The following is a 26,812-nucleotide window of genomic DNA, read 5'->3' as shown; positions in this document are numbered from 1 at the left end:
CGGAGCGGCGAGCACGAGGACGGCTCCGGCTGCCGCCGCGCCCACTCCCAGCCTGCGGTTCCTTCGGTTCACATGTGTTTCTTACGCCGGTTGGGCGACAGACGGGGGGAAACGGACAGTGGTTCCCCCGATGTGCTGAAAATGTGCCAAAGCTCTTCCCGATCGGGGAATTTGGCGTCATTCTCCGCGCACCGAGCTCCCGAAGCGGGGCGGCCCGGTCGTCAGGCCTCCCGGTGCGCCAGCGGGTCGTCCAGGACGGCGCGGACGACGGAGTGGGCCGCGCCCAGCAGCGGGCCGTCCGGGCCGAGGCGGGAGACCGCCACCGGCGGCGGGCCGGCCAGGCGGCGGTCCAGCTCGTGTTCGAGGGAGGGAAGCAGCCAGGGCGCCAGCCGGGCGAGGGCGCCGCCCAGCACCACCGTGCGCGGATCGAGGAGGTTGACGGCGCCCGTCAGGGCGGTGCCCAGCGCCGTGCCGGCCTCCGCCAGGGCCCTGAGCACCGCGCGGTCGCCGCCCTCGGCACGGGTGGCGAGCAGGTCGATGCGGGCGCCGGGGCCGGGATGGCGCTCGGCGGTGACGCGCGGATCGAAGCCGGCGGCCCGCAGGACGGCCTCCTCGCCCGCGTACTGCTCCAGGCAGCCGATGCCGCCGCAGGCGCACGGCCGGCCCTCCGGGCGCACCGGGACGTGGCCCAGTTCGCCGGCGAACCCGCGTGTGCCGCGCAGCAGCTCGCCGTCCACCACAACCGCGGCGCCGATGCCGATCTCGGCCGAGACGTGCACGAAGCCGTCGGGTTCGGGGGAGTGACCGCCCAGCCACAGCTCGGCCAGGGCGCCGAGGTTGGCCTCGTTGTCGACGGAGCACCCCGCCCCGGGGGCGAGGCCCGGGGTGTCCTCGTCCAGCAGGGAGGCGATGTCGAGGTCCGTCCAGCCCAGGTTGGGCGCCTGGACGACGGTGGTGGTGCCCCGGGCCACCAGGCCCGGCACGGCCACGGCCAGCCCGGCCGGGGCCAGCCCCGCCTTCCCGGCCTCCGCCGCCGCCTCGCGCACCAGTGAGGAGAGCCGCCGCAGCACCGGGCCCGGATCGCTGTCGCGGTTGGCCGCGTCCACCGCGATCCGGACGCGGACCTCGCCGCGCAGGTCCACGGCGCACACCGCCAGGTGGTCGACGCCGACCTCGGCGCCGATCCCGCAGGGGCCGCGGTCGCTCAGGGCCAGCGCGGTACCGGGCCGCCCCACCGCACCGGAGCGCCCCGGGCCCAGCTCCACCAGCAGTCCCGCGCCCAGGAGCTCGTCCACGAGGGTGGAGACGGAGGTGCGGGTCAGGCCGATCCGGGCCGCGACGGCGGCACGGGACATGGGCCCGTCGTCGGCCACCGCGTGCAGGACGCGGGCCAGGTTCCGCCGCCGCATCTCCTGCTGGGTCGTGGGCGCGGGTGCTGCCATGGGCGTGTGCTCCTCGGGGTCTCCTGGCGGTCCGCCGGGCGGGCGCCGGGCGGGCCCGCCCGGCGCCCGGTCAGTGCCGTCGCAGCAGCGTATCCGCGTCGTTCAGGGTGGTGGCGAGGCGGGCCAGGGTCTCCTCGTCGCGCTCCACCGCCTCGTACGCGGGACCGTCGGCGGTGGCCCAGCGGCGCGCCACCGCGGCCGCGTCCTCGCCCAGCAGCAGGGCGGCGGCCTGCGCCGCGGCGCCGAGCGCCACCAGCTCCTGCGCCCGCGGCACCTGCACCGGGCGCCCGGACAGCCGCCGGACGGTCTCCCGCCAGGCCGTGCCCTTGGCGCCGCCGCCGATCAGCAGGATCGGCGCGTCCGGTGCGGCGTCGGCGTCCAGGACCAGGTCGAGGGCGGCCAGCAGCGAGTAGACCGCCCCGTCGTAGGTGGCCTGGAGGATCTGGCCGGGGGTGGTGTCGTGCCGCAGGCCGGTCAGGGTGCCGGAGGCGTAGGGGAGGTCGGGGGTGCGCTCGCCGTCCAGGAACGGCAGCACGGTGACGCCCCCGCCGGCCTCGACCGCCTCGCGGTCCAGGCCGAACAGGGCCGCGACGCGGTCCACGGCCAGGGTGCAGTTGAGGGTGCAGGCCAGCGGAAGCCAGTCGGTGCGGGCGTCGGCGAAACCGGCGACGATGCCGGTGGGGTCGGCCGGCCGGGTGGTGGAGACGGCGTAGACGGTGCCGGAGGTGCCCAGGCTCAGCACCGGCCGGCCCGGGCTCAGGCCCAGTCCGAGCGCGGCGGCCATGTTGTCCCCGGTGCCGGCGGCCACCAGCGCGCCCTGGGGCAGCGGCAGCCCGTCCAGGGGCCGCACGGTGCCGGCGGCCTCGCCGTGGCCGAGCACGCGGGGCAGCAGGTCGGGGGAGAGCCCGACCCGCTCCAGGATCTCCGCGTCGTACTCCTCGGTGGCCGTGGACCACCAGCCCGTGCCCGAGGCGTCACCGCGGTCGGTGGTGCCCAGGCCGGTCAGCCGCTCGGTGAGGTAGTCGTGCGGCAGCCGCACCGCGCGGACGGAGGCAGCGGCCTCGGGCTCGTTCTCCCGCAGCCACTGCCACTTGGTCACGGTGAAGGAGGTCGCCGGGACGCTGCCGAAGCGCTCGGCCCACGCCCCGGGCCCGCCCAGCTCCTCCACCAGCCGGTCGCGCTGCGGGGCGGAGCGGACGTCGTTCCACAGCAGGGCCGGGCGCACCGGGCGGCCGCCGGCGTCCAGCGTCACCAGCCCGTGCTGCTGTCCGCCGACGGAGACCGCCGCGGCCCGGTGGACGGCCGGTCCGCACTGCTCCAGCGCCCGGCACAGGGCCTCCCACCACTGCCCGGGATCGCTCTCGTGGTCGGGGGAGACGGTGTGGGGCGCCTGGCCGCGGGCCACCACCTGGCCGGTGGCGGCGTCGACGACCAGCGCTTTCGTGGACTGCGTCGAGCTGTCCACACCGACTACGAGCGGACCTTCGGGTGCGGCCATGTCGCCTCTTCCTCTCTGGGGCTTCTGGGCGCATACTAATTTGTCAACGGCCCTGACGAAATACCCGAGAGGCATGTCATGAGCTACGAGCCGACGCCCGAGCACAAGTTCACCTTCGGTCTGTGGACCGTGGGCTGGCAGGGTCGCGACCCCTTCGGTGACGCGACCCGCCCGGCCCTCGACCCGGTCGAGACCGTGCAGAAGCTGTCCGAGCTGGGCGCCTACGGCGTCACCTTCCACGACGACGACCTGATCCCCTTCGGGTCCTCCGACGCCGAGCGCGAGGGCATCGTCAAGCGCTTCCGCCAGGCGCTGGACTCCACCGGCATGAAGGTGCCGATGGCCACCACCAACCTCTTCACCCACCCGGTCTTCAAGGACGGCGCCTTCACCGCCAACGACCGGGACGTGCGCCGCTACGCCCTGCGCAAGACCATGCGCAACATCGACCTGGCCGTCGAGCTGGGCGCCGGCACCTACGTGGCCTGGGGCGGCCGAGAGGGCGCCGAGTCCGGTGCCGCCAAGGACGTGCGGGTGGCCCTGGACCGCCTCAAGGAGGCGTTCGACCTCCTCGGCGACTACGTCGTCTCCCAGGGCTACGACCTGCGTTTCGCCATCGAGCCCAAGCCCAACGAGCCGCGCGGCGACATCCTGCTGCCCACCGTCGGCCACGCCCTGGCGTTCATCGGCGAGCTGGAGCACGCCGACCGGGTCGGCCTCAACCCCGAGGTCGGCCACGAGCAGATGGCCGGACTCAACTTCCCGCACGGCATCGCCCAGGCGCTGTGGCACGGCAAGCTGTTCCACATCGACCTCAACGGCCAGTCCGGCATCAAGTACGACCAGGACCTCCGCTTCGGCGCCGGCGACCTGCGCCAGGCGTTCTGGCTGGTGGACCTGCTGGAGTCGGCCGGCTACGAGGGCCCGCGGCACTTCGACTTCAAGCCGCCGCGGACCGAGGACTTCGGCGGCGTGTGGGCCTCGGCGGCCGGCTGCATGCGCAACTACCTGATCCTCAAGGAGAAGGCCGCCGCCTTCCGCGCCGACCCGGCCGTGCAGGAGGCGCTGCGCGCCGCCCGCCTGGACGAGCTGGCGAAGCCGACCCTGGACGAGGGCGAGACCGCCGCCGACCTGCTGGCCGACCGGAGCGCCTTCGAGGAGTTCGACGTGGAGGCCGCCGCGGAGCGCGGCATGGCCTTCGAGCAGCTGGACCAGCTGGCGATGGACCACCTGCTGGGCGTCCGCGGCTGAGGGCGCCGGCGAGCCCCGTGCGGGGGCGCGGGTGGCGGCCCGCACCCCCGCACGGCCGTTCCCTCCGGCCGCCGCGGCCTCCCGCGCACCCGCGCGCCGTGCGTCCGTCACGCCGCGCGGGGCTGCCCCGCGCCCTGTGAGGGGGCCGCCTCCCCCGTACCCGCGGTGCACCTCCCGGCCGGGGAGGGCGCGGCGGGCCGGACCGGGTTCCGGGCGGGCCGCCGGAGGCGGGACGTGCGCGTGCGCCGGGGCCGCCCGGCCTCCCCCGCCCGGGCCGGGCGGCCCCGCGTCAGGGAGCGGAGCGGCCGAACTCCAGCTCCGCCCAGACCATGTGGCCCGCGCCGCTCTCCCGCGGGCGCACCCCCCACTCCTCGGCCAGGGCGCTGACCAGCAGCAGTCCGCGTCCGCTCTCCCCCTCGGAGTCGGTCCCGCCGCCGGCGCCCTGCCGGCGCGGACGGGTGCCTCCGCCCTGGTCGGTGACCTCCAGGCGCAGCCGCAGTCCGGTGACCCGCAGCTCGCAGTCCACCTTGTCGCTTTCGGTGTGTCTGACGGCGTTGGTGAAGAGCTCGGAGACGACCAGCTGGGCGTTGTCGCGGACCAGCGCCCCGATGTCCCACTCCGTCAGGCGCGCGAGCACCCTCCGGCGCGCCTCGGCGACGGAGGCGCCGATGGCCGGAAGGTGGAAAGCGTCCCGCAGGTTCCGTTCGGCCGAACCCTCGGTGCGCTCTAACGGGCGAACTTCGGAAAAGTGAGCCACGTCCCCAGTGTGGAGGCGGTGACAACATCTGGCAAGGATCAATCTGTTGTTTGCAAAAACGCACATGCCACCCTGTCGCAATAGTCAAGTGGCATGACAGACTGCCGCTCTCCGCGCGCCGGTTGGCCGGCCGGGCGGGTCGGCGGGAGCGGGAGGGGCGGCGGTGGCGGAATCCCGGACGGGCGGCGCACCGACGGTGCTGCGCGTGGTGCTGGGCAGGCGGCTGCGGGAACTGCGCCGGCGCGCCGGACTGACTTACGACAGGGCCGCGGCGGCGCTCGACGTCACCCACGCCACCGTCCGCAGGATGGAGCGGGCGGAGGTCGGCCTGAAGCTCCCCTACGTCGAGAAGCTGCTGCGCACCTACGGCATCGCGGACCAGGGGGAGATCGACTCCTTCCTCGCGCTCGCCCGCGAGGCCAACCGCCCCGGCTGGTGGCACCGCTACCGCGACGTACTGCCCGAGTGGTTCAGCGCCTTCGTCGCCCTGGAGAGCGAGTCGCACGTCATCCGCGCCTACGAGCCCCACTACGTGCCCGGACTCCTGCAGACCGAGGACTACGCCCGCGCCGTGCTGCGCGCCGGGATGCCGCACGCCTCCGGCGCCGAGATCGAGCGGGGGGTCGCGCTGCGGCTGGAGCGCCAGCGGCTGCTGGAGCGCGCGGAACCGCCGCTGCTGTGGGTGGTGATGGACGAGACCGTGCTGCGCAGGCCCGTCGGCGGACCGGAGGTCATGCGCGCCCAGCTCGACCGGCTGGTCGAGGCGTGCTCGATGCCGACGGTGCGCCTGCAGGTCATGCCCTTCGCCGCCGGACCCCACCCGGCCATGTACGGGCCCTTCCACATCTTCCGGTTCCCCGTCCCGGAACTGCCCGACGTCGCCTACGGCGAGAGCCTGGTGGGCGCCGTCTGCTTCGACCGGCGCGACGAGGTGTCGGCGTTCCAGGAGGCACTGGACCGGATGTGCGCGCAGGCCGCGCCGGTGCAGCGGACCGAGGCCGTTCTGGAGGGCTTGCGCAAGGAGTTGTGGGAGATCGGATGAAGGAACGCGTCTACAGCGGCATGCCGGCCCGGCAGTTGGGGACCGAGGGCTGGCACAAGCCGTGGAGCGGCGGCAACGGGGGGAGCTGCGTGGAGGTCATGCGGCTGGCGGACGGCCGGGTGGCGCTGCGCCAGTCCGCCGACCCCGACGGCCCCGCCCTGATCTGCACCCGCCACGAGATCGCCGGGTTCATCCGGGGTGTGAAGGCGGGCGAGGCGGACTTCCTGCTCGCCCGGGAGACCGCGTAGGGGGCGGGCCGCCCCGCGCCGGAGCGCACGAGGCCGCGGGGACCCCGGCGGAGGCGGTGCGACCGACCGGCCCCGCCCCCTCGCGCCCCGATGCCCGCAGGCGTCCTCGAAGCGCCGGGAGCGGGGCGGAAATCCGCAGGGCGCCGGACCGCTCCTTTCCGCTTTCTCCGGCGGACGCGGGGCGGCCCGACTCGATTCGGTGCGCGCGGGTTTTTTGCGCGGATTGGCGGCGAACGCCGGACGAACGGGTTTTCGGCGGATTCCTTTTCCGGGACGCTATCTGACGAAGCGTCGGGACATAGGGCGTTACCCGAGGCAGGGTGAACCGGTTGTTCAGCTGAATGTCCGCATCGGTTTTGACATGGACGCTTCCTAAAAGCGCTCTCCGCTGCTACCACGGAGTAGGCACAATCCCTCTCCCCTCTTCCTCCACACTCTGGGAGGTCCCATGAAGTTGTCCCGCCTCGCCTCCGCGGCGGTCACCCTCGCCGCCGTCCTCGGACTGGGAATCGGTGGCGCGGGAGTGGCGTCGGCCCAGGAGGCCGCCGCCACGTCCTACGTGGCCCTGGGGGACTCGTACTCCTCCGGGGTCGGCGCCGGCGACTACGACAGCGCCAGCGGTTCCTGCAAGCGGAGCAACCGGGCGTACCCGGTGCTGTGGAAGAACGCCAACGCCCCCTCCTCCTTCCACTTCACCGCCTGCTCCGGGGCCAGGACGACCGACGTCATCAACAACCAGCTCGGTCCGCTGAACTCGGGCACCTCCCTGGTCAGCCTCAGCGTCGGCGGCAACGACGCCGGTTTCGCCGACGCCATGACGACCTGCGTGCTGCAGGGCGAGAGCGCGTGCGTGTCCCGGATCAACCAGGCGCGCGAGTACATCGCCAACACCCTCCCGGGCCGGCTCGACGCCGTCTACAGCGCCATCCGGGGCAAGGCGCCCAACGCCCGGGTCGTGGTGCTGAACTACCCCCGCTTCTACAAGCTCAACGGCAGCTGCTGGGTCGGACTCAGCGAGACCTCCCGCGCGGCCATCAACGCCGCGGCCGACCACCTCAGCGACGTCATCGCCAAGCGGGTCGCCGACCACGGCTTCACCTTCGGCGACGTGCGCGGACGCTTCACGGGCCACGAGATCTGCTCCAGCGACTCCTGGCTGCACAGCGTCGACTGGCTCAACATCACCAACTCGTACCACCCCAAGGCGGCGGGCCAGTCCGGGGGCTACTACCCCGTGCTGGAGGGCATCGCCTGAGCCGACCCGGCCAGAGCGGCGGCCGGTGGCGGCCCGCGGGACCCGCGGGCCGCCACCGGCCGCGCTCCTTCCGGTGCGGCCGCCGCCGGCCGTCCCGCCCCGGCCGGAGCCGGACGTCCGCGCCACCAGGGACTCCAGCGCCCCGGGATCCGGCCCGGGACCGGTCAGGGCCGCCTCGCCGGAGCCCGGGACCGCGCCGGAGCGGGCGACCGCCCGGGCCGGACGGGGTGGGGCTGCCCCCCGTACGGCCGGGGGAGCTGGGTCCCCGGCCGCACGGGTGCCGGCGCCATGGCCGGTGCCCGTACGGCGCTCCTAGGTTGGGGCGGGTCGGAAGCCGCACCGTCCCGCAGCCCCGGAGGCAGCATGCCCGGAACAGCACCCCCGACCGTCCCCCAGGGCCCGCCGGGCCCGGCGGGGGAGACCGCCGCGTCCGGCGGCAGCGAGTTCTCCCCACTGCTGCGGCAGGTCAGGGAGCAGGGCCTGCTGGAGCACCGCACGGGCTGGTACGCGGCGGGCATCGCCGTCAACGCGCTCGCCCTCGCCGCCGTCACCGCCGCGGTGTTCGCCCTGGGGGACTCCTGGTGGGTCCTGGTGTGGGCCGTGCCGCTCGCCGTCCTGTGGGCCCGCACCGCCTTCGTGGGCCACGACGCCGGACACGCCCAGATCGCCGGGAGCCGCCGCGCCAACCGCGTGATCGGGCTGGTGCACGGGAACCTGCTGCTCGGCATGAGCCACGCGTGGTGGAACGACAAGCACAACCGCCACCACGCCAACCCCAACCACGTCGACAAGGATCCCGACGTCGGGGTCGGCGTGCTGGTGTGGACCCAGCGGCAGGCCGCCGGGCGGCACGGTGCCGCGCGCTGGCTCACCCGCAACCAGGCTCGGCTGTTCTTCCCGCTCCTGCTGCTGGAGGGCGTCGCCCTGAAGGTGACGAGCATACGGATGCTGCGGTCGGGCGGACGCGACCGCCTCCACCGCGGCGACCGCGCGGTGGAGGCGGTGCTCCTGGCCGCCCACTGGGCCGGTTACGCCTCCCTGCTGCTGGCGGCGATGCCTTTGGGCCGGGCGCTGGCCTTCGCCCTGGTCCACCACGCGCTGTTCGGGCTGCACCTGGGGTGCTCCTTCGCCCCCAACCACAAGGGGATGCAGATGCCGGACCCGGGCGGGGAGCCCTGGGGGCACCTGCGCCGCCAGGTCCTCACCTCGCGCAACGTCCGCGGCGGGCCGGTCACCGACTGGCTGCTGGGCGGCCTGAACCACCAGATCGAGCACCACCTCTTCCCGAGCATGCCCCGCCCCCACCTGAAGCAGGCCCGGTCGCTGGTGCGCCGCCACTGCGAGGCGCTGGGCGTGCCCTACACCGAGACGGGGGTACTGGACTCCTACCGGCAGGCGCTGCGGCACATGCACGAGGTCGGCGCCGAGCTGCGCGCCTGAGGCCGCACGCGGGCGGCGGCCGGCGTCCGGGCCTGCTTCGGGCGGGGCCGGGGAACCCTCCGGGCCGCGGGGACGTTCCAGGGATGAGGCGGCGGTCCACCGCCGCACGAGGAGGCGTTGAAGATGGGCAACCGGGGGAAGGTCGCCGTCGGCGGAGTGGCCGTGGGGCTGCTCCTGTGGGTGCTGACCGGCAGTTTCCTGATAGGGCTGGCGGTGGTCGTCGGGATCCCGGCCCTCGCCTACCTGGCACTCGACCCCGCGCAGCGCCGCAGGGTGCGGCGGGTCGGCCGCAAGGAACTGGGGCGCTGACGGGCAGCCGCCCGGGATCCCTGCCGTTCCGCAGGCGCGCCCGGCGAGGGCCTCCGCTCCGGTACCGCCGCGCACGGCGGCGGGGCGACGGGGCGGCGGCGGCCGCCGTGCGGCCGGCTCAGACGACCGTGTCCGGCCGGACCGCCAGGCGCTCCAGCGCCCGGAGCAGACCGGGCAGCTCCGGCCCGCGGCCCACCGGGAGCACCTCGCCCGGCTCGTCGTCCAGCAGCACGAACGCGATGTCGTCGGTCCGCGCCACCAGGCTCCAGCCGGGACCGTCCACACGCAGCGTCCGGGCCTCGCCGGGGGCGAACGCCGAACGGACGCGGCCGGGCGGTGGCGGGGAGTCCAGGTAGGCCCGGGCCTCCTCCAGGGCGCGCCGCGCCCTGGAGCCGGAGCCCTCCCCGGGATCGACGAACGTGACGTCCGCGTCGACCTGCGCGCGCCACTCGGCCCACTGCAGCGCGATCTCGTCCGCGCCGAGCCGCCGCTGCGCCGGGCCCCACGCGGAGGTGTCGGGCGGCGAGAGGGGCGGACGGCCGCCGCCCGGCTCCGGTCCGGGCCCGGGATCGTGCGGTGCGGGGACCCCCGGCGCGGCCACCGCCACCGCCACCGGCCAGCCGGGGAGGACCGCGGCGATCGTCCGCTCGCCCGGCGACAGGTCGTACCCCATGCCGCAGTCCCAGGCGGCGATCGCGCACGCCACCAGGGAGACGTCCTCCGTGGCGACGGTCCAGCGGGCGCCCTCCCCGTCCTGCCCGAGGACGAGGCCGTACCCCTCGGCGTACGGCTCCAGACCGAGCGCGGCGCACGCCTCGGGGTAGTCGTCGCCGAGGACGCTCGGGAACTGCGCCGGGGTGAGCAGCACCGCGGTCAGCACGTACAGGGCGTCGTCGCCGCCGCCCGCGCCGTCCCCGCTCCGGGCCTCCGCCACACCGGTCTCCTCTCCGGCCAGCCGGACATCGTGCGCGCACCCTAGCCACGGCGGGGAGGCCGCGTCGAGAGACGGGGGACACACCGGGCGGGGGAGGGGCGGCGCGGGAGCCCGCGGGTCGGCGGCAGCCGGGTCAGAGGCGCACGGCCAGCGCCAGGTAGCGGCGGTCCTCGTCGGCGTACGAGGCCAGCCGCCAGCCCGCGGCCTCCAGCAGGGGCCGGAGGTTCGGCTCGGCCCGGAGGTCGCCGGGGGCGACCGCGCGCCCGTGGCGGGCCGCGAGGGCGGCGCGGCCCACCGGGTGGAAGAGCGCCAGACGGCCGCCCGGCCGGACCACCCTGCCCAGCTCCCGCATCCCCCCGGCCGGGTCGGGCAGGTGCGACAGCAGACCGGCGGCGAACACGGCGTCCAGCCCGCCGTCGCGCAGCGGCAGACGCATGACGTCGGCCACGGCCGGCAGGGCGTGGCGGTGCCGCCCGGCCGAGACGGCCTGCTCCAGCATGGCCGGGGTGAGGTCGAAACCCAGGACGGTCCCCTGCCGGCCGACGGCCGCGCGCAGGGCGGGCAGTGCGCGCCCCGTGCCGCAGCCGGCGTCCAGGACGGCGTCCCCGGGGCGGAGCCCCAGCTCGGCCACGGCGGCCTCGTAGGCGGGGCCGTCGTCGGGGAAGCGGGCCTCCCAGCCCGCGGCCCGCTCGGTGAAGAACTCCCGCGTCCGCGCCCTGCCGTCCTCCGCCACAGACCCTCCTTCGTGCGTCCTCCGCCGCGTGCCCGGCGCGGCCCGCCGTCCGCCGGCGACCGTCGCCGCGCCCGGGCACGGTACCCCCTCACGTTTCCGGCCGTGCCGGGGGAGGCCGAGAACGATGGTTGCCCCGGCGGCCGTCCTGGGTAAGGCTGGCACGGCACGACCATCAGACAGGGGGACCGGAATGGCTCTGGGCAGTGGACTGGACTGGTTGCTGGACGACCTGACGCAGCGGATGGCATCGGTACGGCACGCGCTGGTGCTCTCCGGCGACGGGCTGGTCACCGGGGCCAGCCAGGGGCTCGAGCGGAGCGCCGCCGAGCACCTGGCCGCGGTCGCCTCCGGCCTGCACAGCCTGGCCAGGGGCGCCGGGGAGCACTTCCGGACGGGCCGGGTGCGCCAGACCGTGATCGAGTTCGACGAGGGGATCCTCTTCGTGACGGCGGCCGGTGACGGCAGCTGCCTGTGCGTCCTCGCGGCACCGGAGGCCGACATGGGCCAGCTCGCCTACGAGACGACCCTGCTGGTGAGCCGGGTCGGCGAGCACCTGGGGGTGGCCACGCGCAACGGCCGCTGAACGGCCGGGGAGGGCCCTGGCGCGATTCCCGCGCCGCCGGTGCGCCGCAGGCCGGCGGCCGACCCCGGTGACCCGGCTCCACCAGCGGTTTCCCCGAGTCGTCCACAGGTTCGGCGAAGCGGCGGGCCGGCGGACTACCTTCGTCGCACTCGGTGATCGGAAGAGTGCGGAGGGGATGGCCATGTCGGTGGCACGGGTACGGGCGTCGGCGCTGGAGACCGCGGGGGTCGCAGGGGTACGCGAGGCGGAGGCCGCGCCGCGGCCCCTGCCCTGCGCGCCACCGGCGCAGGACGCGCCGGGGGGTGTCCGGGGCGCCCCGGTGGAGGCGGTGCCGGCGGGCGAGGCGTGCCGGGCGCTCGGGCTGAAGCCGCGGGAGCTGGAACTCGCCGTCGAACTCGGGGAGATCGGGGCGGTGGCGGCGGGCCCGCCGTGTGGACGCGGTCGGCGGGTTCCGGCGGCGGAACTGGCCCGGCTCCGCGCCGAGGAGGGTTTTCCGGCCACCCTGCGCGAGCGGCTGCGTCTGGTCGGTGCCCGGGAGGGCGCCGAGCTGCTGGGGGTGAGCCGGGCGCGGTTCGCGCGCCTGGCCCGCACCGGGTGCGTCGGCCCCGTGCGCTTCTCCCTCAACCGGTACCGGGCCGTGGTCTGGTTCTACCTCGCCACCGAGCTGAGGGACGTGGCCGGGCACCGGCCGGACCTGCTCCGCGGCCCCCTGCCGGAGGGGGTGCGGCGGATGCTGGCCCGGGGGGAGGACTGGCGGCCGCGCCACTGGCGCAACCGGCGGATCGCCCAGGCCGTGCGCCGTACGGACGACCCGTGGGCCGCCGCGGCCGCCCACGCCGCCGTGCTGGCCCCGGACGTGCTGGCGGAGGCCGTACCGGATCCGGCGGAGCGGGCCAGGCTGGAGGAGCTGCGACCCGCACTGGTCACCGCCCGGCCGGACTCCCCGGCGGCCGGGCGGGTCGTCCGGGCCCTCCTCACCGCCGACGGCGAGGAGGAGGTGCTGTGGCACCGGCTGGGCCTGGCGGCGGCGCTCGGCACGGCGCGGGCCGCGCGCCCCCTGTCCCGCCCGGAGGAGGGGCCGGGGGCGCGGTGCGGGCGTCACCCCGCCGTCCGGAACAGCCCCTCCTGCATCACCGAGGCGACCAGCCGCCCCCGCCGGTCGTAGAGCAGGCCCCTGGCCAGCCCGCGGGCACCGGTCGCCACGGGTGACTCCTGCTGGTAGAGGAGCCACTCGTCGGCCCGGAAGGGGCGGTGGAACCACATCGCGTGGTCCAGGGAGGCCATGTCGAAGCCGCGCGGACCCCACAGCGGCTCCACGGGCAGGCGCACCGCGTCGAGGAGCGTCATGTCGCTGGCGTAGGTGACCGCGCAGGTGTGGACGAGCGGGTCGTCGCCCAGCGGCCCCACCGCCCGCATCCACACCGCGCTGCGCGGATCGACCCCCCGCAGCTCCTCCCGGGACCAGCGCAGCCGCTCCACGTACCGGATGTCGAACGGCTGGCGGCGCGCCATGCGCTCCAGCGGTTCGGGCAGCGAGCCCAGGTGCTCGCGGAGCTCGTCCGCCAGTTTCGGCAGCGACTCGGGATCCGGCACCTCGGGCATCGGCAGCTGGTGTTCGAAGCCCGGCTCACCGCGATGGAAGGAGGCGGTCAGGTTGAAGATCGTGCGGCCCTGCTGCACGGCCACCACGCGGCGGGTGGTGAAGGAGCGCCCGTCCCGCACCCGCTCGACCTGGTACACGATCGGCACCCCGGGCCTCCCCGGGCGCAGGAAGTACGCGTGCAGCGAGTGCACCGGGCGCTTCCCGTCGGTGGTGCGCCCGGCCGCCACCAGCGCCTGCCCGGCGACCTGCCCGCCGAAGACGCGCTGCAGCGACTCGTCGGGACTGTGCCCGCGGAAGATGTTCTCCTCGATCCGCTCCAGGTCGAGCAGGTCGACCAGGCTCTCGGCGGCGTCGGCCGGGGCCTTGGGGCCGCTCCGGTCCGTCCGGGCGGTCTCGCTCATCGTCTGTCCTCTCTCATGTCCTTCCCGTCCGCCGTCACAGCCGGCCCACGTCGACGACCTTGATCACCGCGCGTCCCTCCGCGTCGGAGGCGGTGAGGTCGACCTCGGCGGAGATGCCCCAGTCGTGGTCGCCCTCCGGGTCGGCGAAGGTCTGCCGGACCCGCCACAGGCCGTCCTCGGGCCGCTCCTCGATCCGCAGCAGCTTCGGCCCGCGGGCGTCCGGTCCGGTGCCCAGGTCGTCGTACTCCTCCCAGTAGGCGTCCATGGCCTCGGCCCAGGCGTCGGCGTCCCAGCCGGCCTCGCCGTCCAGTTCGCCCAGCTCCTCCACCTTGTCCAGCGCGGCCAGCTCCACCCGCCGGAACATCGCGTTGCGCACCAGCACGCGGAAGGCGCGGGCGTTGGCGGTGACGGGCTTGACCTGGTCGGCGCGCTCCTGGGCCTCCTCGGCCGTCTCGTCCTCGGGATGGGCCAGCTGCTCCCACTCGTCCAGCAGGCTGGAGTCGACCTGCCGCACCATCTCGCCGAGCCAGGCGACGATGTCCTGGAAGTCCTCGGACTTCAGGTCGTCCGGCACGGTGTGCTCCAGCGCCTTGTAGGCACTGGCGAGGTAGCGCAGCACGATCCCCTCGGTGCGGGCCAGCTCGTAGTGGGAGACGAACTCCCCGAAGGTCATCGCCCGTTCGTACATGTCGCGGACGACGGACTTCGGGGACAGCGGGTGGTCGCCGACCCACGGGTGGCTCCTGCGGTAGAGGTTGTAGGCGTGGAAGAGCAGCTCCTCCAGCGGCTTGGGGTGGCTGATGTCGGCCAGCCGCTCCATGCGCTCCTCGTACTCGACGCCGTCCGCCTTCATCTGTGCGACGGCCTCGCCCCTGGCCTTGTTCTGCTGCGCGGCCAGGATCTGCCGCGGGTCGTCCAGGGTCGACTCCACGACGGAGACCATGTCCAGCGCGTAGGAGGGCGACTCGGGGTCCAGCAGCTCGAAGGCCGCCAGCGCGAAGGTGGACAGCGGCTGGTTGAGGGCGAAGTCCTGCTGGAGGTCGACGGTGAGCCGGACGGTGCGCCCCTCGGCGTCCGGGGTGTCGAGCTGCTCGACGACCCCGCCGTCCAGCAGCGAGCGGTAGATGGCGATCGCCCGCCGGATGTGGCGCAGCTGGCTGCGCCGGTCCTCGTGGTTGTCCTCCAGCAGCCTGCGCATGGCCTGGAAGGCGTCACCGGGACGGGCGATGACGGACAGGAGCATCGCGTGGGTCACCCTGAACCGGGAGGTGAGCGGCTCCGGGTCGGAGGCGATCAGCTTCTCGAAGGTCTTCTCGCTCCAGTTGACGAAGCCCTCCGGGGCCTTCTTCCGCACCACCTTGCGGCGCTTCTTCGGATCGTCGCCGGCCTTGGCGAGGGCCTTCTCGTTCTCGATGACGTGCTCGGGCGCCTGTGCGACGACCAGACCGGCCGTGTCGAAGCCGGCCCGTCCGGCCCGGCCCGCGATCTGGTGGAACTCCCGCGCCCGCAGCACCCGCACCCGGTTGCCGTCGTACTTGGTCAGGGCGGTGAACAGCACCGTGCGGATGGGCACGTTGACGCCCACCCCGAGGGTGTCGGTGCCGCAGATCACCTTCAGCAGGCCCGCCTGGGCCAGCCTCTCCACCAGCCGCCGGTACTTGGGCAGCATGCCGGCGTGGTGCACCCCGATGCCGTGCCGCACGTAGCGGGAGAGGTTCCGGCCGAACCGGGTGGTGAAGCGGAAGTTGCCGATGAGCTTGGCGATCTCGTCCTTCTCGGCGCGCGAGCACATGTTGATGCTCATCAGCGCCTGCGCCCGCTCCACGGCCTGCGCCTGGGTGAAGTGCACGATGTACACCGGCGCCTGGTGGGTCTGGAGCAGTTCGGTCAGTGTCTCGGTCAGCGGCGTCGTGCGGTACTCGTAGCTCAGCGGCACCGGCCGGGTGGCCGAGCGCACCACGGCGGTGGGGCGCCCGGTGCGCCGGGTCAGGTCCTCCTCGAACCGGCTCACGTCACCGAGGGTGGCCGACATCAGGACGAACTGTGCCTGCGGCAGCTCCAGCAGGGGGATCTGCCACGCCCAGCCGCGGTCCGGCTCGGCGTAGAAGTGGAACTCGTCCATGACGACCTGGCCGATGTCGGCGTCCGCCCCGTCGCGCAGCGCGATGGAGGCGAGCACCTCGGCGGTGCAGCAGATGACGGGTGCGTCGGCGTTGACCGAGGCGTCGCCGGTGAGCATGCCCACGTTCTCGGTGCCGAAGATCTTGCACAGGTCGAAGAACTTCTCCGACACCAGCGCCTTGATGGGGGCGGTGTAGAAGGTGACCTTGTCCTGGGCGAGCGCGGCGAAGTGCGCGCCGGCCGCCACCAGGCTCTTGCCGGAGCCGGTCGGCGTGGACAGGATGACGTTCGCCCCGGAGACCACTTCGATCAGGGCCTCCTCCTGGGCGGGGTAGAGCGTGATGCCCCTGCCCTCGGCCCAGCCGGAGAAGGCTTCGTAAAGAGTGTCGGGGTCGGCGGTGCTCGGCATCTGATCGATAAGGGTCACGCCCCCCATACTGCCTGCCGTCCCCCTCCCGGCGTGAACCGGCCGACGGCCCGAAGATCACCGACGCTACGCTGTGTCGCCGGCAGGACGGCGGAGCGGACGCGATGGGGTGGGGACACACATGATGGGACCGGCGCACTCGCTGTCGGGAGCGGCAGCGTGGCTGGGGGTGGGAGCGGTGGCGCACGCCCTGGACCGGCCGATGCCGTGGCCGGTCCTGGTGGCCGGGGCACTGATCTGCGCGGGTGCCGCCCTCGCCCCCGACCTCGACCACAAGTCGGCGACCATCTCCCGCGCCTTCGGGCCGCTGTCCAAGTGGCTCTGCACGGTGATCGAGAAGCTGTCGTGCGCGGTCTACAAGGCGACCCGCAAGCCCGGGGACCCCCGGCGGGCGGGCGGCCACCGGACCCTCACCCACACCTGGCTGTGGGCGGTGCTGATGGGAGCGGGTTTCTCCGCGCTCGCGGCGCTGGGCGGCCGCTGGGCGGTCCTGGGCATCCTCTTCGTCCACATGGTGCTGGCCGTCGAGGGGCTGCTGTGGCGGGCGGCGCGGGTCTCCAGCGACGTCCTGGTGTGGCTGCTCGGCGCGACCAGTGCGTGGATCCTGGCGGACATCCTGAACAAGCCCGGCAACGGAGCCGACTGGCTGTTCACCGGTGCGGGTCAGGAGTACCTGTGGCTGGGCCTGCCGATCGTGCTCGGCTCCCTGGTCCACGACCTCGGCGACGCCATCACCGTCTCCGGCTGCCCGATCCTGTGGCCCGTCCCCGTGGGCGGCAGGCGCTGGTACCCGGTGGGGCCGCCCAAGGCCATGCGCTTCAAAGCCGGCAGCTGGCTGGAGGTGCAGGTCCTGATGCCCGGGTTCATGCTGACCGGCGGCCTGAGCGGGCTGTGGGCTCTGGGCTACATCGGGTGACGCGCCCGGCCCTCCTCCCCCGCGACCGGGCGGGGCGGCGGGGGAGGAGGGCCGGGGACGGGCGGGCGTGCGGTCAGCCGTGCCAGGAGCGCCACAGCGCCGCGTAGGCACCGTCCGCGGCGACCAGTTCGTCGTGGCTGCCCAGCTCGCTGATCCTGCCGTCCTCCACGACCGCGATCACGTCCGCGTCGTGCGCGGTGTGCAGCCGGTGGGCGATCGCGATGACCGTGCGCCCCTCCAGCACCCGGGCGAGCGAGCGCTCCAGATGCCGGGCGGCACGCGGATCCAGCAGCGAGGTCGCCTCGTCCAGCACCAGGGTGTGGGGATCGGCCAGCACCAGCCGGGCCAGCGCGATCTGCTGGGCCTGGGCCGGGGTGACGGCGGCGCCCCCGGAGCCCACCTCGCTGTCCAGTCCGTCGGGCAGGGAGCGCGCCCAGCCGTCGGCGCCCACCGCCGCCAGGGCGTCCCACAGCGCGCCGTCACCGGCACCGGCGTCGGCCAGCAGCAGGTTGTCGCGGAGCGTGCCGACGAAGACGTGGTGCTCCTGGTTGACCAGTGCCACGTGGGTGCGCACCCGCTCCGCCGGCATCCGGGCCAGCTCGGCCCCGCCGAGCGTGACCTCGCCGGTCCGGGGGGCGTAGATCCCGGCCAGCAGCCGTCCCAGCGTGGACTTGCCCGCGCCCGAGGGCCCCACCAGCGCCATCCGCGTGCCGGGCGACACCTCCAGCGAGACCCCGTGCAGCACGTCGCCGCCCGCCTGGTAGCCGAACCGCACCGCGTCCGCACGCACCTCGCGGCCGCGCGGGGACACCGCCCCGTCCCCGGCGTCCGGTTCGATCTCCCGCACCCCCACCAGCCGCGCCAGGGAGACCTGGGCGACCTGGAGTTCGTCGTACCAGCGCAGGATCAGGCCGATCGGGTCGACCAGCATCTGCGCGAGCAGCGCCCCCGTGGTCAGTTCGCCCACCGAGACCCAGCCCCGCGTCACGAAGAGACCGCCGAGCACCAGCACCGACCCCAGGACCAGTACGTGCGTGCCGTTGACGGCGGGGAAGAGCACCGTCCGCAGCCACAGCGTGTACCGCTCCCACCGGGTCCACTCGGCGATGCGGCGCTCGGACAGCGCCACCCGGCGCGCGCCCAGCCGGTGGGCCTCCACCGTCCGCCCGGCGTCCACCGTCTCGGCCAGCGCCGCGGCGACGGCGGCGTATCCCGCCGTCTCCGAGCGGTAGGCGGCGGGCGCGCGCCGGTAGTACCAGCGGGCGCCCGCCAGCAGCAGCGGCGCGGCGATCACGATGGACAGGGCCAGCGGGGGAGCGGTGAGCGTGAGCGCGCCCAGCAGCAGACCCGCCCAGACGACGCCGACGGCCAGCTGGGGCACCGCCTCGCGCATGGCGCTCGCCAGCCGGTCGATGTCGGTGGTGATCCGGGAGAGCAGGTCCCCGGTCCCGGCCCGTTCCAGCACACCCGGTGGCAGCCGCACCGAACGGACCAGGAAGTCCTCGCGCAGATCGGCCAGCATCCGCTCGCCCAGGACGGCTCCCCGCAGCCGCACCTGCCGGGTGAAGACGGCCTGGACGACCACGGCGAGGGCGAACAGGGCCGCGACGCGCTCCAGGTGGAGGTCGCGCGCTCCCGCGGCGAGATCCTCCACCAGGCGCCCGAGCAGGTAGGGGCCGGCCATGGAGGCCGTCACCGCGGTGGCGTTGACCGCCACCAGGGCCGCGAACGCGCCCCGGTGCCGTCCGGCCAGCTCGCCGACGTAGGCGCGCACGGTCCGCGGCGAGCCCACTGGCAGGGTGGTGGCCGACTCCGGTGCGGCCGGATCGTGGGAAGGGGGTGCGACGCCGATCACGCGGTCTCCTCCATCTGCTCGTGCCGGTGCGGTACGGGCGCTTCCGCCGCCACGGGCCCGTCCCCGGGCGCTTCGTCCGCGCCGGCGGTGCCCGGGGCGCCGGTGGTGTCCGCGGTGCCGCCGGTGTCGCGGGTGACCACCGCGCGGTACGCCGGCTCCCGCGCGAGCAGGTCGCGGTGCGTGCCGGTCGCGGCCACCGCGCCGTCCCGCACGAACGCCACCCGGTCGGCCCGGTCCAGCAGCAGCGGGCTGGAGGAGAACACCACGGTGGTGCGGCCCGCCCGGACGCGGCGCAGCGCCCCCGCGATGCGGGCCTCGGTGTGCGAGTCCACCGCGCTGGTGGGCTCGTCCAGCACCAGCACCTGCGGGTCGGCCACCAGCGAGCGGGCCAGGGCCAGCCGCTGGCGCTGGCCCCCCGACAGGGACCTGCCGCGCTCGGTGATCCGCGCCCGCATCGGGTCGCCCCCCGGCTCGGCGGAGGCCCGCGCCAGGGCGTCCAGCACGTCGCCGCACTGGGCGGCCTCCAGCGCCCGCCGGGGTGGGACCGCGCCGGAGGACGGCACGTCGAGCAGCTCCTCCAGCGTGCCGGAGAGCAGCACCGGGTCCTTGTCCTGCACCAGCACGGCCGTACGCGCGGTCGCCAGGGGGAGTCCGTCCAGCGGCACACCGCCCAGCAGCACCGACGGCTCCCCCGGTACGGACCCGGCACCGTGCCCGCCCAGCCGCTCGGCGAGCCGGCCGGCGGCGTCGGGGTCGCCGCACACCACCGCGGTCAGCGCACCGGCCGGGACGAGGAGCCCGCTGGCGGGGTCGTACAGGTCGCCGTGCGGCTCCCGGACTCCCCCGGTGCCGCCGGCGGGGCTCTCGCCGGTCTGCCGGCGCAGGGCCAGCACCCGGGCGGCCCGCCTCGCCGAGGGCTTGGAGAAGGAGTACGCCATGGCGACCTCCTGGAAGAGCCGCAGCGGGAAGAGCAGGAAGGTCACGGCCCCGTACACCGTCACCAGCTCGCCCACCCCCACCCGGCCGTCCACGGCCATGCGCGTGCCCGTCCAGACCACGGAGAGCAGCAGCAGCCCCTGCAGCACCACCTGCACGGCGTCGATCAGGGACCACATCCGGGCGGTGTGCACCGCGGCCCGCCGCACCTCCTGGGAGGCCTGCCGGTACCGGTCGAGGAACAGCTCCTCACCGCCGATGCCGCGCAGCACCCGCAGCCCGGCCACCGTGTCCGCGGCCAGTTCCGTGGCCCGCCCCGCCTTCGCGCGCTGCACGTCCGCCCTGCGGGTGGCCGGCGGCAGCAGCGGCAGGACGGCTAGGACCAGCACCACCACGCCCAGCGTCACCACGCCGCCCAGCAGGGGCTCGTACACCGTCAGCGCCGTGCACACCCCGATCGTGCTCAGCAGCGCCGCCCCGAAGCGGGAGACGCTCTCCACGAACCAGCCGATCTTCTCGATGTCGCCGGTGGAGACGGCGACGACCTCGCCGGCCGCCACCCGCCGGGTCAGAGCGGCGCCCAGCTCCGAGGTCCGCCGCGCCAGCAGCTGCTGCACCCGGGCCGCGGCGGTGATCCAGTTGGTGACGGCGGTGCGGTGCAGCATGGTGTCGCCGACCATGACCGCCAGGCCCAGCGCCATCACCAGCGCGCCCACCGCGGCGAGCCGTTCGCCGGAGCCCGCGGCGGCCCCCTCCACGGCCATGCCCACCACCACGGGGAAGGAGGCGACCGCCCCCATCTGCAGGATGCCCCAGGCCAGCGACTTCAGCTGGCCGCCGGCCTGTGCACGCCACAGCCAGACCAGGAAGCGGAACCCCGAGCGCACGTCGGGGTCCCCGGGATCGGGATACGGAAGGTCGCTGATGCGCATGGCGTCCCCGTGCGGCTCGGAGGGAGGGGGAGGAACAACCGTGCAAGCCTCCCCTCCCTCCCCGGGGAGGGGCAAAGGGTTTTCCCGCGGACCCCGGTTCCGCACCGGCCGGCCGCGGCGCCCCTCTCGGCCCGTCCGGCGCCCCCGGCCCGGAGGGGCTGCCGAGCCCGGCCTCCCGGGTTCCGCGGCGGGCGACCGTAGGCTGGTGGCCGAGCCGCGGGCGCCGGCGTACCGGCCGCCGCGGCGGCCCGGCCGGCCCGGCCGGGGAACGCCCGGACCGCCCACGAGGAGCGCATTGCACCACGACGAACCCGCCTGGGCCCCGCCGTCCCGCGAGCAGGGGGCAGAGCAGCCGCCCGCCCAGATCCGCCGCATCCTGCGCCTGTTCCGCCCCTACCGGGGGCGGCTGGCGGTCGTCGGGCTGCTGGTGGGCGCGTCCTCACTGGTCTCGGTCGCCTCGCCGTTCCTGCTGCGCGAGATCCTCGACGTGGCCCTGCCGCAGCAGCGCACCGGCCTGCTGACCCTGCTCGCCCTCGGCATGATCGCCACAGCGGTGCTGACCAGCGTCTTCAACGTCCTCCAGACGCTGATCAGCACCACGGTCGGCCAGCGCGTCATGCACGACCTGCGCACCGAGGTCTACGCCAAGCTCCAGCGGATGTCCCTGGCGTTCTTCACCCGCACGCGCACCGGCGAGGTCCAGTCCCGCATCGCCAACGACATCGGCGGGATGCAGGCGACCGTCACCTCCACCGCGACGTCCCTGGTCTCCAACCTCACCAGCGTGGTGGCGACGGTGGCGGCCATGCTGGCGCTGGACTGGCGGCTCACGGTCGTCTCCCTGGTCCTGCTGCCGCTGTTCGTCTGGATCAGCCGGCGCGTCGGCAACGAGCGCAAGAGGATCGCCACGCGGCGCCAGAAGCAGATGGCCGCGATGTCGGCGATGGTGACCGAGTCGCTGTCGGTCAGCGGCATCCTGCTGGGGCGGACCATGGGCCGCGCCGACTCCCTCACCCGCGCCTTCGCCGAGGAGTCCGAGCGCCTGGTGGACCTGGAGGTCCGCTCCAACACGGCCGGACGCTGGCGGATGTCGGTCATCGGCATCGTCATGGCGGCCATCCCGGCCCTGCTCTACTGGACCGCCGGCCTGCTCCTGCACCTGGGCGGGCCGTCGTTCTCCCTCGGCACCCTGGTCGCCTTCGTCACCCTCCAGCAGGGCCTGCTGCGCCCCACCGTCTCCCTGTTGAGCACCGGCGTGCAGATGCAGACCTCCCTCGCCCTCTTCCAGCGCATCTTCGAGTACCTGGACCTGCCGGTGGACATCACCGAGCCCGCCCGGCCGGTGCGGCTGGACCGGGCCCGCGGCGAGGTCCGCTTCGAGGGCGTCTGCTTCTCCTACGACCCGGACGCCGCCACCCCCACCCTCAGCGGCATCGACCTGACCGTCCCGGCGGGCAGCAGCCTCGCCGTCGTCGGGGCCACCGGATCGGGCAAGAGCACGCTCGGCTACCTGGTGCCCCGGCTGTACGACGTCACCGCCGGGCGGGTCACCATCGACGGGGTCGACGTGCGCGACCTGGACTTCGACTCCCTGGCCCGCACGGTGGGCGTGGTGTCGCAGGAGACCTACCTCTTCCACGCTTCCGTAGCCGACAACCTCCGCTTCGCCCGTCCCGACGCCACGGACGCCGAGATCGAGGAGGCGGCCCGCGCCGCCCAGATCCACGACCACATCGCCTCCCTGCCGCAGGGGTACGACACCCTCGTCGGCGAGCGCGGCTACCGCTTCTCCGGCGGGGAGAAGCAGCGGCTGGCCCTGGCCCGCACGATCCTGCGCGATCCGCCCGTCCTCGTCCTGGACGAGGCCACCAGCGCCCTGGACACCCGTACCGAGCAGGCCGTCCAGCGTGCGATCGACGCCCTGGCGGCGGGCCGCACCACGCTGACGATCGCCCACCGGCTGTCCACCGTCCGCGACGCCGACCAGATCGTCGTCCTCGACGGCGGCCGGATCGCCGAGCGGGGGACCCACGAGGAGCTGCTGGCCCGGGGCGGGCGCTACGCGGCCCTGCTGCGGCGCGACGCCGCCCTGCCCGGACCGGACGGTGCCGGACCGGGTCCGAGCCCCGGTCCGGGTGCGGCGGGTCCGGGCGCGGTGGAGGCCGCGTCCGCCTGATGCACCTGCGGGCCCTTCCTCCGGCCGGCCGTGCTCAGGCCAGCTCCCCCGCCGCGCGCAGGTCGTCGAAGACCAGCTGGTCCACCGGCGGCACCCGGTCGCGGTCGGCGTACGACAGCCAAGCGATCTCCTCGATCTCCCCGGCGGCGGCGAGCGTCCCGCGGTGGTCGCCGGTGTAGCAGGCCATCCGGACCACCAGGCCCGGCGCGTGCGCTCCGACCGGCGCCTCGTAGGTGCCGACGTGGACGATGCTCTCGGGCAGGACCGCCACCGTCAGCTCCTCCTCGACCTCCCGCAGCAGCGTCTGCTCGTCGCTCTCCCCCTCGTGGCGCTTGCCGCCGGGGATGTAGAAGAGCTCCTTGCCGCGCGTGCGCGCGCCCAGGATCAGCCCGTCGCGCAGGTGCACCCACGCCACCGTGTCGACGAGGCCGGCCGGCCCGCCGGGTATGCCCTCCGCGGGAAGCGTCACCGCGCCTCCCCCTCTCCGAGGGCGAGCACCGGCCTGCGCGGGGTGAACACGCCGAACTCGTTGCCCTCCGGGTCGGCCAGGACGTCCCACTCCTTCTCCCGGTCGCGCAGCCGCACCACGGTGGCGCCCAGCGCGACGAGTTCGTCGGTGTCGCCCCAGACCTCGAAGCGCACCCGGCTCGGCCCGTCCCCCACTTCGGGCACGGGCACGAACCAGATCACCGGTCCGGCGTCGTGCGGGTGGTGGATGGCCACCGGCCACTCGGGCGGCGGGGGAGGGTAACCCAGGGGCCGGCGGCGCTCGTACCCCAGGGCGGCGCACCACCAGTCGGCCAGCCCCTGGTGGTCGGCCGCGTCCACGACCAGGTCCTTGACACGTGCGGGCATGCGCCGAGCGTAGCCCGGCGGCCGCCCGCCGCGGCCCCGGGCACGCCGACCGCCCGCCGCGGTCCCGGGCGCGGTGGGGGATCATGGGGCCATGACTCCCGCCAGGATCCTCGTCTTCACCCGGACCACCGGCTACCGGCACGACTCCATCCCGCAGGGCACCGACGCCTTCCGGGAGCTCGCCGCCGCCCTCGGCCTGGCCGCCACCGCCACCGAGGACCCGGAGGAGCTCGCCGCCGCCCTCGCCGGAGAGGACTGCCGCGCGGTGGTCTTCCTCTCCACCAGCGGCGAGGTGCTCACGCCCGGGGGGCGCGAGGCCCTGCGGGCGTACGCCGAGCGGGGCGGGGCCTTCGTCGGCGTCCACGCCGCGACCACGACCGAGTACGACTGGCCCTGGTACGGCGAGTTGCTCGGCGCCCGCTTCGACCGGCACCCCGCGCTCCAGCCGGGCGTCGCCGTCGTCGAGGACCGCGACCACCCGGCCACCGCGCACCTGGGGCCCTCGTGGCCGTTCACCGACGAGTGGTACGACTTCCGCTCCAGCCCGCGCGGCCGGGTCAGGGTGCTGCTCTCCGCGGACGAGAGCAGTTACCGGGGCGGCGGGATGGGGGAGGACCATCCGCTGGCGTGGTGCCACGAGAACACCGGGGGCCGCGTCTTCTACACCGCCCTCGGCCACACCGGGGAGTCCTACGCCGACCCCGCGTTCCGCCGGCACCTGCTGGGCGGGCTGGCCTGGGCGGCCCGGCTGCCCCTGCCGGCCCCGGACTCGCCGGACGCCTGAGCCGGCCCGCCGGACGCGTCGTCCGGCCATCACGACCGGAAGGGTAGGCCCCCGGCACGGTGGAAGGATGGCTGTATGGTCACAATCCATCTCATTCCGGGTGACATCACCGAACAGTCCGTCGACGCGGTGGTGAACGCCGCCAACTCCTCACTGCTGGGAGGTGGAGGGGTCGACGGGGCGATCCACCGCAGGGGCGGCCCGGAGATCCTCGCCGAATGCCGTGACCTGCGCGCCTCGCGCTACGGCAAGGGGCTGCCCACCGGGCAGGCGGTCGCCACCACCGCCGGAAGGCTGCCCGCGCGCTGGGTGATCCACACGGTGGGGCCGGTCTGGTCCGCCTCGGAGGACCGCTCCGGGCAACTGGCCTCCTGCTACCGGGAGTCGCTGCGCGTGGCGCGTGAACTGGGCGCCCGCACGGTCGCGTTCCCCGCCATCTCCACCGGCGTCTACGGCTGGCCGCTGGACGACGGCGCCCGCATCGCGCTGGCCGCGGTGCGCCGGGAGACCGAGCGGGACGACACGTTCGAGGAGATCCGCTTCGTGCTCTTCGGGCAGCGGGCGTACGAGGCCTTCACGGCATGGCTGTGACCGGCTCCCGCGCCTGCCCCACCCGCACCACCTGCACGGTGCAGGTGTCGTCGGGGCCGCCGGTGAGGGCGTAGCACCAGCCCCCGGCGGAGTCCGTGTCCGCAGAGGCCTCCCCGCCCCCCGGACCCGGCGACGGGTCCGGGGGCTCCGGGGGCTCGGCCAGGACGAGGAGCACGAGGGGGAGCGCGGCGAGCGGAGTGACGATCCGCAGCACGGGGACTCCTTCACACGGGTTCGAGGGGTGTGACGGGCCCCCATGCTGCCGTGCCCGTGCTACGCACCGTCGACCCGTGCGAGAACGCGGTGTTACGTCCGCTCCGCATGTCCCCGCGCCACCCCGCGCCTCCCCGTGCCGCCTTCGCCCCGCGCGTCCGCGGCCGGTCCGGTCAGCGGTAGAGCAGGTAGGCCCGCCGCGTCCGCTCGAAGGCGCGGACCTCCTCCCGCCAGGCGGCGGTGATCTCGTCCACGTCCTTGCCGGCGTCGACCATCCCGCGCAGCCGGGGGGAGCCGGAGAGCTTGTCGATCCAGAACGGGCGCCTGGTGTCCCAGGCGTCCTGCCGCCAGGCGAAGGCGTCGTAGCGACGCGCCTCCACCAGCATCGCGACCGCCGTGGTGACGGGCTCGTAGCGGCGCGGGTCGGTGACGTGGATCTGGACCCCACCGCAGGTGGTGCCGGTGTGCTTGCCGAACGTCGGCACGAAGTAGCCCTCGCGGAACCGCACCCCCGGCAGCTTCCGCGCGTTGAGCCGGTCGCTGTAGCGGTGGTCCAGGTAGGGCGCGCCGATGAGTTCGAAGGGGCGGGTGGTGCCGCGGCCCTCGGAGAGGTTGGTGCCCTCGAAGTAGCCCGTCCCGGCGTAGACGACGGCGGTGTCCGGGGTCGGCATGTTGGGGGAGGGCGGCACCCAGGGCAGGCCGTGCTCGTGGGCGGTCGAGTACGGGTCCCAGCCCCGCACCGGGACCACCTCCAGCTCCACCGTCCCGCCGGGGCCCTCCTTCGGCAGCAGCTCCCCGTTGAAGTAGCGGGCCAGCTCGCCCACCGTCATCCCGTGCTGCTGGACGATCACCTCGGCTCCGACGCCGGAGGTGAACTCCTCGGTCATCAGCGGTCCGTCGGCCCGCCGGCCGATCGGGTTGGGCCGGTCCAGCACCACGAACCGGGCGCCGATCGAGCGGGCGGCCACCATGGCGCTGTACATGGTCCAGATGTAGGTGTAGTAGCGGACGCCGACGTCCTGGATGTCGAAGACGATCGTGTCCGCGCCGGCCCTCGTGAACAGCTCGGCCATCCTGGTCGCGTTGGCGCCGTAGGCGTCGTACACCGTCAGCCCGGTGCGCGGGTCGGTGAACTCCGGCTCGGACTCCCCGGCCTGCGCGCTGCCCCGGAAGCCGTGCTCGGGGCCGAACACCCCGGCGATGTCCAGCTCGCCGTGGGCCGCCATGGAGTCCACGATGTGGGTGGCGTCGCGCAGGACCCCGGTGGGATTGCTGATCACGCCCACCCTGCGGCCGCGCAGCACGGACCAGCCGCGGGCGGCCGCGGCGTCGGCGCCGGGGACGACGTCCCGGCCGCGGGACCGCCCCCCGGAGGGGCCGTCGGCGGCGGTGGCGGCGGTGGCGGGGGAGGCGAGCGGGGCGGCCAGCGCGGCGGCCGCACCACCGGCGAGAAGTGATCGGCGGGAAGGCATGGCGGGAAGCTATCCGCGCGCACCGCGGGCGACAAGGG

At 74.8% G+C, this 26,812-nt stretch carries 25 protein-coding genes; 12 read left to right on the top strand and 13 right to left on the bottom strand.

Annotated elements, in window-relative coordinates; genetic code table 11:
* Positions 1-221: 221 nt before the first annotated feature.
* Both ACFSJS_RS08765 and xylB read right to left on the bottom strand, forming a co-directional pair.
* On the bottom strand, positions 222-1,442 hold the full coding sequence (locus ACFSJS_RS08765) for an ROK family protein (RefSeq protein WP_380898626.1): 1,221 nt from the start codon (positions 1,440-1,442) through the stop codon (positions 222-224).
* 70 nt (positions 1,443-1,512) lie between these two features.
* Positions 1,513-2,940 (bottom strand): xylulokinase, encoded by a 1,428-nt coding sequence (gene xylB, locus ACFSJS_RS08760; RefSeq protein ID WP_380898624.1) that lies wholly within the window; start codon positions 2,938-2,940, stop codon positions 1,513-1,515.
* Positions 2,941-3,018: 78 nt separating this feature from the next.
* On the opposite strand from xylB, the gene xylA reads away from it, so the two are divergent.
* Entirely contained in the window at positions 3,019-4,191 is a 1,173-nt protein-coding gene (gene xylA, locus ACFSJS_RS08755) for a xylose isomerase (RefSeq protein ID WP_380898622.1), read from the top strand.
* 289 nt (positions 4,192-4,480) lie between these two features.
* Here the strand turns inward: xylA and ACFSJS_RS08750 are convergent, their stop codons facing one another.
* Positions 4,481-4,948, bottom strand: coding sequence for an ATP-binding protein (locus tag ACFSJS_RS08750; RefSeq protein WP_380898620.1), 468 nt, complete (start codon positions 4,946-4,948; stop codon positions 4,481-4,483).
* 163 nt (positions 4,949-5,111) lie between these two features.
* Here ACFSJS_RS08750 and ACFSJS_RS08745 point away from each other — a divergent pair, with 163 nt between their 5' ends.
* The 5 genes from ACFSJS_RS08745 to ACFSJS_RS08725 all read left to right on the top strand — a co-directional run bounded on the left by ACFSJS_RS08745 (position 5,112) and on the right by ACFSJS_RS08725 (position 9,242).
* Positions 5,112-5,990: a DUF5753 domain-containing protein gene (locus ACFSJS_RS08745; protein WP_380898618.1), complete on the top strand. Its 879-nt coding sequence runs from the start codon at positions 5,112-5,114 to the stop codon at positions 5,988-5,990.
* Entirely contained in the window at positions 5,987-6,238 is a 252-nt protein-coding gene (locus tag ACFSJS_RS08740; RefSeq protein ID WP_380898616.1) for a DUF397 domain-containing protein, read from the top strand. Before ACFSJS_RS08745 ends, ACFSJS_RS08740 begins: the two co-directional genes overlap by 4 nt.
* A gap of 448 nt (positions 6,239-6,686) precedes the next feature.
* Complete coding sequence (locus tag ACFSJS_RS08735) at positions 6,687-7,493, top strand: SGNH/GDSL hydrolase family protein (RefSeq protein ID WP_380898614.1); 807 nt, start codon at positions 6,687-6,689, stop codon at positions 7,491-7,493.
* Between the two features lie 363 nt (positions 7,494-7,856).
* Positions 7,857-8,933 (top strand): fatty acid desaturase family protein, encoded by a 1,077-nt coding sequence (locus ACFSJS_RS08730; protein WP_380898612.1) that lies wholly within the window; start codon positions 7,857-7,859, stop codon positions 8,931-8,933.
* 123 nt (positions 8,934-9,056) lie between these two features.
* Positions 9,057-9,242, top strand: a complete 186-nt coding sequence (locus ACFSJS_RS08725) for a hypothetical protein (protein ID WP_380898610.1) — start codon at positions 9,057-9,059, stop codon at positions 9,240-9,242.
* Positions 9,243-9,360: 118 nt separating this feature from the next.
* Here ACFSJS_RS08725 and ACFSJS_RS08720 read toward each other — a convergent pair whose 3' ends face one another.
* Both ACFSJS_RS08720 and ACFSJS_RS08715 read right to left on the bottom strand, forming a co-directional pair.
* Entirely contained in the window at positions 9,361-10,176 is an 816-nt protein-coding gene (locus tag ACFSJS_RS08720; RefSeq protein ID WP_380898608.1) for a hypothetical protein, read from the bottom strand.
* A gap of 133 nt (positions 10,177-10,309) precedes the next feature.
* Positions 10,310-10,909, bottom strand: coding sequence for a class I SAM-dependent methyltransferase (locus ACFSJS_RS08715; RefSeq protein WP_380898606.1), 600 nt, complete (start codon positions 10,907-10,909; stop codon positions 10,310-10,312).
* A gap of 190 nt (positions 10,910-11,099) precedes the next feature.
* Here ACFSJS_RS08715 and ACFSJS_RS08710 point away from each other — a divergent pair, with 190 nt between their 5' ends.
* Both ACFSJS_RS08710 and ACFSJS_RS08705 read left to right on the top strand, forming a co-directional pair.
* Positions 11,100-11,492, top strand: coding sequence for a roadblock/LC7 domain-containing protein (locus ACFSJS_RS08710; protein ID WP_380898605.1), 393 nt, complete (start codon positions 11,100-11,102; stop codon positions 11,490-11,492).
* A gap of 181 nt (positions 11,493-11,673) precedes the next feature.
* On the top strand, positions 11,674-12,657 hold the full coding sequence (locus tag ACFSJS_RS08705) for a DUF6397 family protein (RefSeq protein WP_380898603.1): 984 nt from the start codon (positions 11,674-11,676) through the stop codon (positions 12,655-12,657).
* Here ACFSJS_RS08705 and ACFSJS_RS08700 read toward each other — a convergent pair.
* Together ACFSJS_RS08700 and ACFSJS_RS08695 are read right to left on the bottom strand one after the other, a co-directional pair.
* Positions 12,591-13,496 carry an acyl-CoA thioesterase gene (locus ACFSJS_RS08700; RefSeq protein WP_380898601.1) on the bottom strand — a complete coding sequence of 302 codons (906 nt, stop codon included), beginning with the start codon at positions 13,494-13,496 and terminating at the stop codon, positions 12,591-12,593. The genes ACFSJS_RS08705 and ACFSJS_RS08700 overlap by 67 nt on opposite strands.
* Before the next feature lie 34 nt (positions 13,497-13,530).
* Positions 13,531-16,044, bottom strand: coding sequence for a DEAD/DEAH box helicase (locus tag ACFSJS_RS08695; RefSeq protein ID WP_380898599.1), 2,514 nt, complete (start codon positions 16,042-16,044; stop codon positions 13,531-13,533).
* Positions 16,045-16,165: 121 nt separating this feature from the next.
* Here ACFSJS_RS08695 and ACFSJS_RS08690 point away from each other — a divergent pair, with 121 nt between their 5' ends.
* Positions 16,166-16,960, top strand: coding sequence for a metal-dependent hydrolase (locus ACFSJS_RS08690; protein ID WP_380898597.1), 795 nt, complete (start codon positions 16,166-16,168; stop codon positions 16,958-16,960).
* 73 nt (positions 16,961-17,033) lie between these two features.
* Here the strand turns inward: ACFSJS_RS08690 and ACFSJS_RS08685 are convergent, their stop codons facing one another.
* Both ACFSJS_RS08685 and ACFSJS_RS08680 read right to left on the bottom strand, forming a co-directional pair.
* Entirely contained in the window at positions 17,034-18,815 is a 1,782-nt protein-coding gene (locus ACFSJS_RS08685; protein WP_380898595.1) for an ABC transporter ATP-binding protein, read from the bottom strand.
* On the bottom strand, positions 18,812-20,683 hold the full coding sequence (locus ACFSJS_RS08680) for an ABC transporter transmembrane domain-containing protein (protein WP_380898593.1): 1,872 nt from the start codon (positions 20,681-20,683) through the stop codon (positions 18,812-18,814). Before ACFSJS_RS08680 ends, ACFSJS_RS08685 begins: the two co-directional genes overlap by 4 nt.
* Before the next feature lie 295 nt (positions 20,684-20,978).
* Here ACFSJS_RS08680 and ACFSJS_RS08675 point away from each other — a divergent pair, with 295 nt between their 5' ends.
* A complete protein-coding gene (locus ACFSJS_RS08675) occupies positions 20,979-22,859 on the top strand; it encodes an ABC transporter ATP-binding protein (RefSeq protein WP_380898591.1) in 1,881 nt (626 codons plus the stop codon).
* A gap of 34 nt (positions 22,860-22,893) precedes the next feature.
* On the opposite strand, the gene ACFSJS_RS08670 is transcribed toward ACFSJS_RS08675, so the two are convergent.
* Both ACFSJS_RS08670 and ACFSJS_RS08665 read right to left on the bottom strand, forming a co-directional pair.
* A complete protein-coding gene (locus ACFSJS_RS08670; protein WP_380898589.1) occupies positions 22,894-23,328 on the bottom strand; it encodes an NUDIX hydrolase in 435 nt (144 codons plus the stop codon).
* Positions 23,325-23,714, bottom strand: coding sequence for a VOC family protein (locus ACFSJS_RS08665; protein WP_380898587.1), 390 nt, complete (start codon positions 23,712-23,714; stop codon positions 23,325-23,327). Before ACFSJS_RS08665 ends, ACFSJS_RS08670 begins: the two co-directional genes overlap by 4 nt.
* 91 nt (positions 23,715-23,805) lie before the next feature.
* On the opposite strand from ACFSJS_RS08665, the gene ACFSJS_RS08660 reads away from it, so the two are divergent.
* Together ACFSJS_RS08660 and ACFSJS_RS08655 are read left to right on the top strand one after the other, a co-directional pair.
* On the top strand, positions 23,806-24,498 hold the full coding sequence (locus ACFSJS_RS08660) for a ThuA domain-containing protein (protein ID WP_380898585.1): 693 nt from the start codon (positions 23,806-23,808) through the stop codon (positions 24,496-24,498).
* A 75-nt stretch (positions 24,499-24,573) separates the two neighbouring features.
* Positions 24,574-25,089: an O-acetyl-ADP-ribose deacetylase gene (locus ACFSJS_RS08655; RefSeq protein WP_380898583.1), complete on the top strand. Its 516-nt coding sequence runs from the start codon at positions 24,574-24,576 to the stop codon at positions 25,087-25,089.
* Here ACFSJS_RS08655 and ACFSJS_RS08650 read toward each other — a convergent pair.
* Positions 25,073-25,303, bottom strand: coding sequence for a hypothetical protein (locus ACFSJS_RS08650; protein ID WP_380898582.1), 231 nt, complete (start codon positions 25,301-25,303; stop codon positions 25,073-25,075). The two genes, ACFSJS_RS08655 and ACFSJS_RS08650, sit on opposite strands and share 17 nt — an antisense overlap.
* A gap of 172 nt (positions 25,304-25,475) precedes the next feature.
* Positions 25,476-26,774, bottom strand: coding sequence for an exo-beta-N-acetylmuramidase NamZ family protein (locus ACFSJS_RS08645; RefSeq protein ID WP_380898580.1), 1,299 nt, complete (start codon positions 26,772-26,774; stop codon positions 25,476-25,478).
* Between the last annotated feature and the right edge of the window lie 38 nt (positions 26,775-26,812).

It is taken from the genome of Streptomyces desertarenae (assembly GCF_042681365.1).
GTDB classification, from domain to species: Bacteria; Actinomycetota; Actinomycetes; order Streptomycetales; family Streptomycetaceae; genus Streptomyces; species Streptomyces desertarenae.
This window is presented reverse-complemented; position numbering and strand designations above follow the sequence as displayed.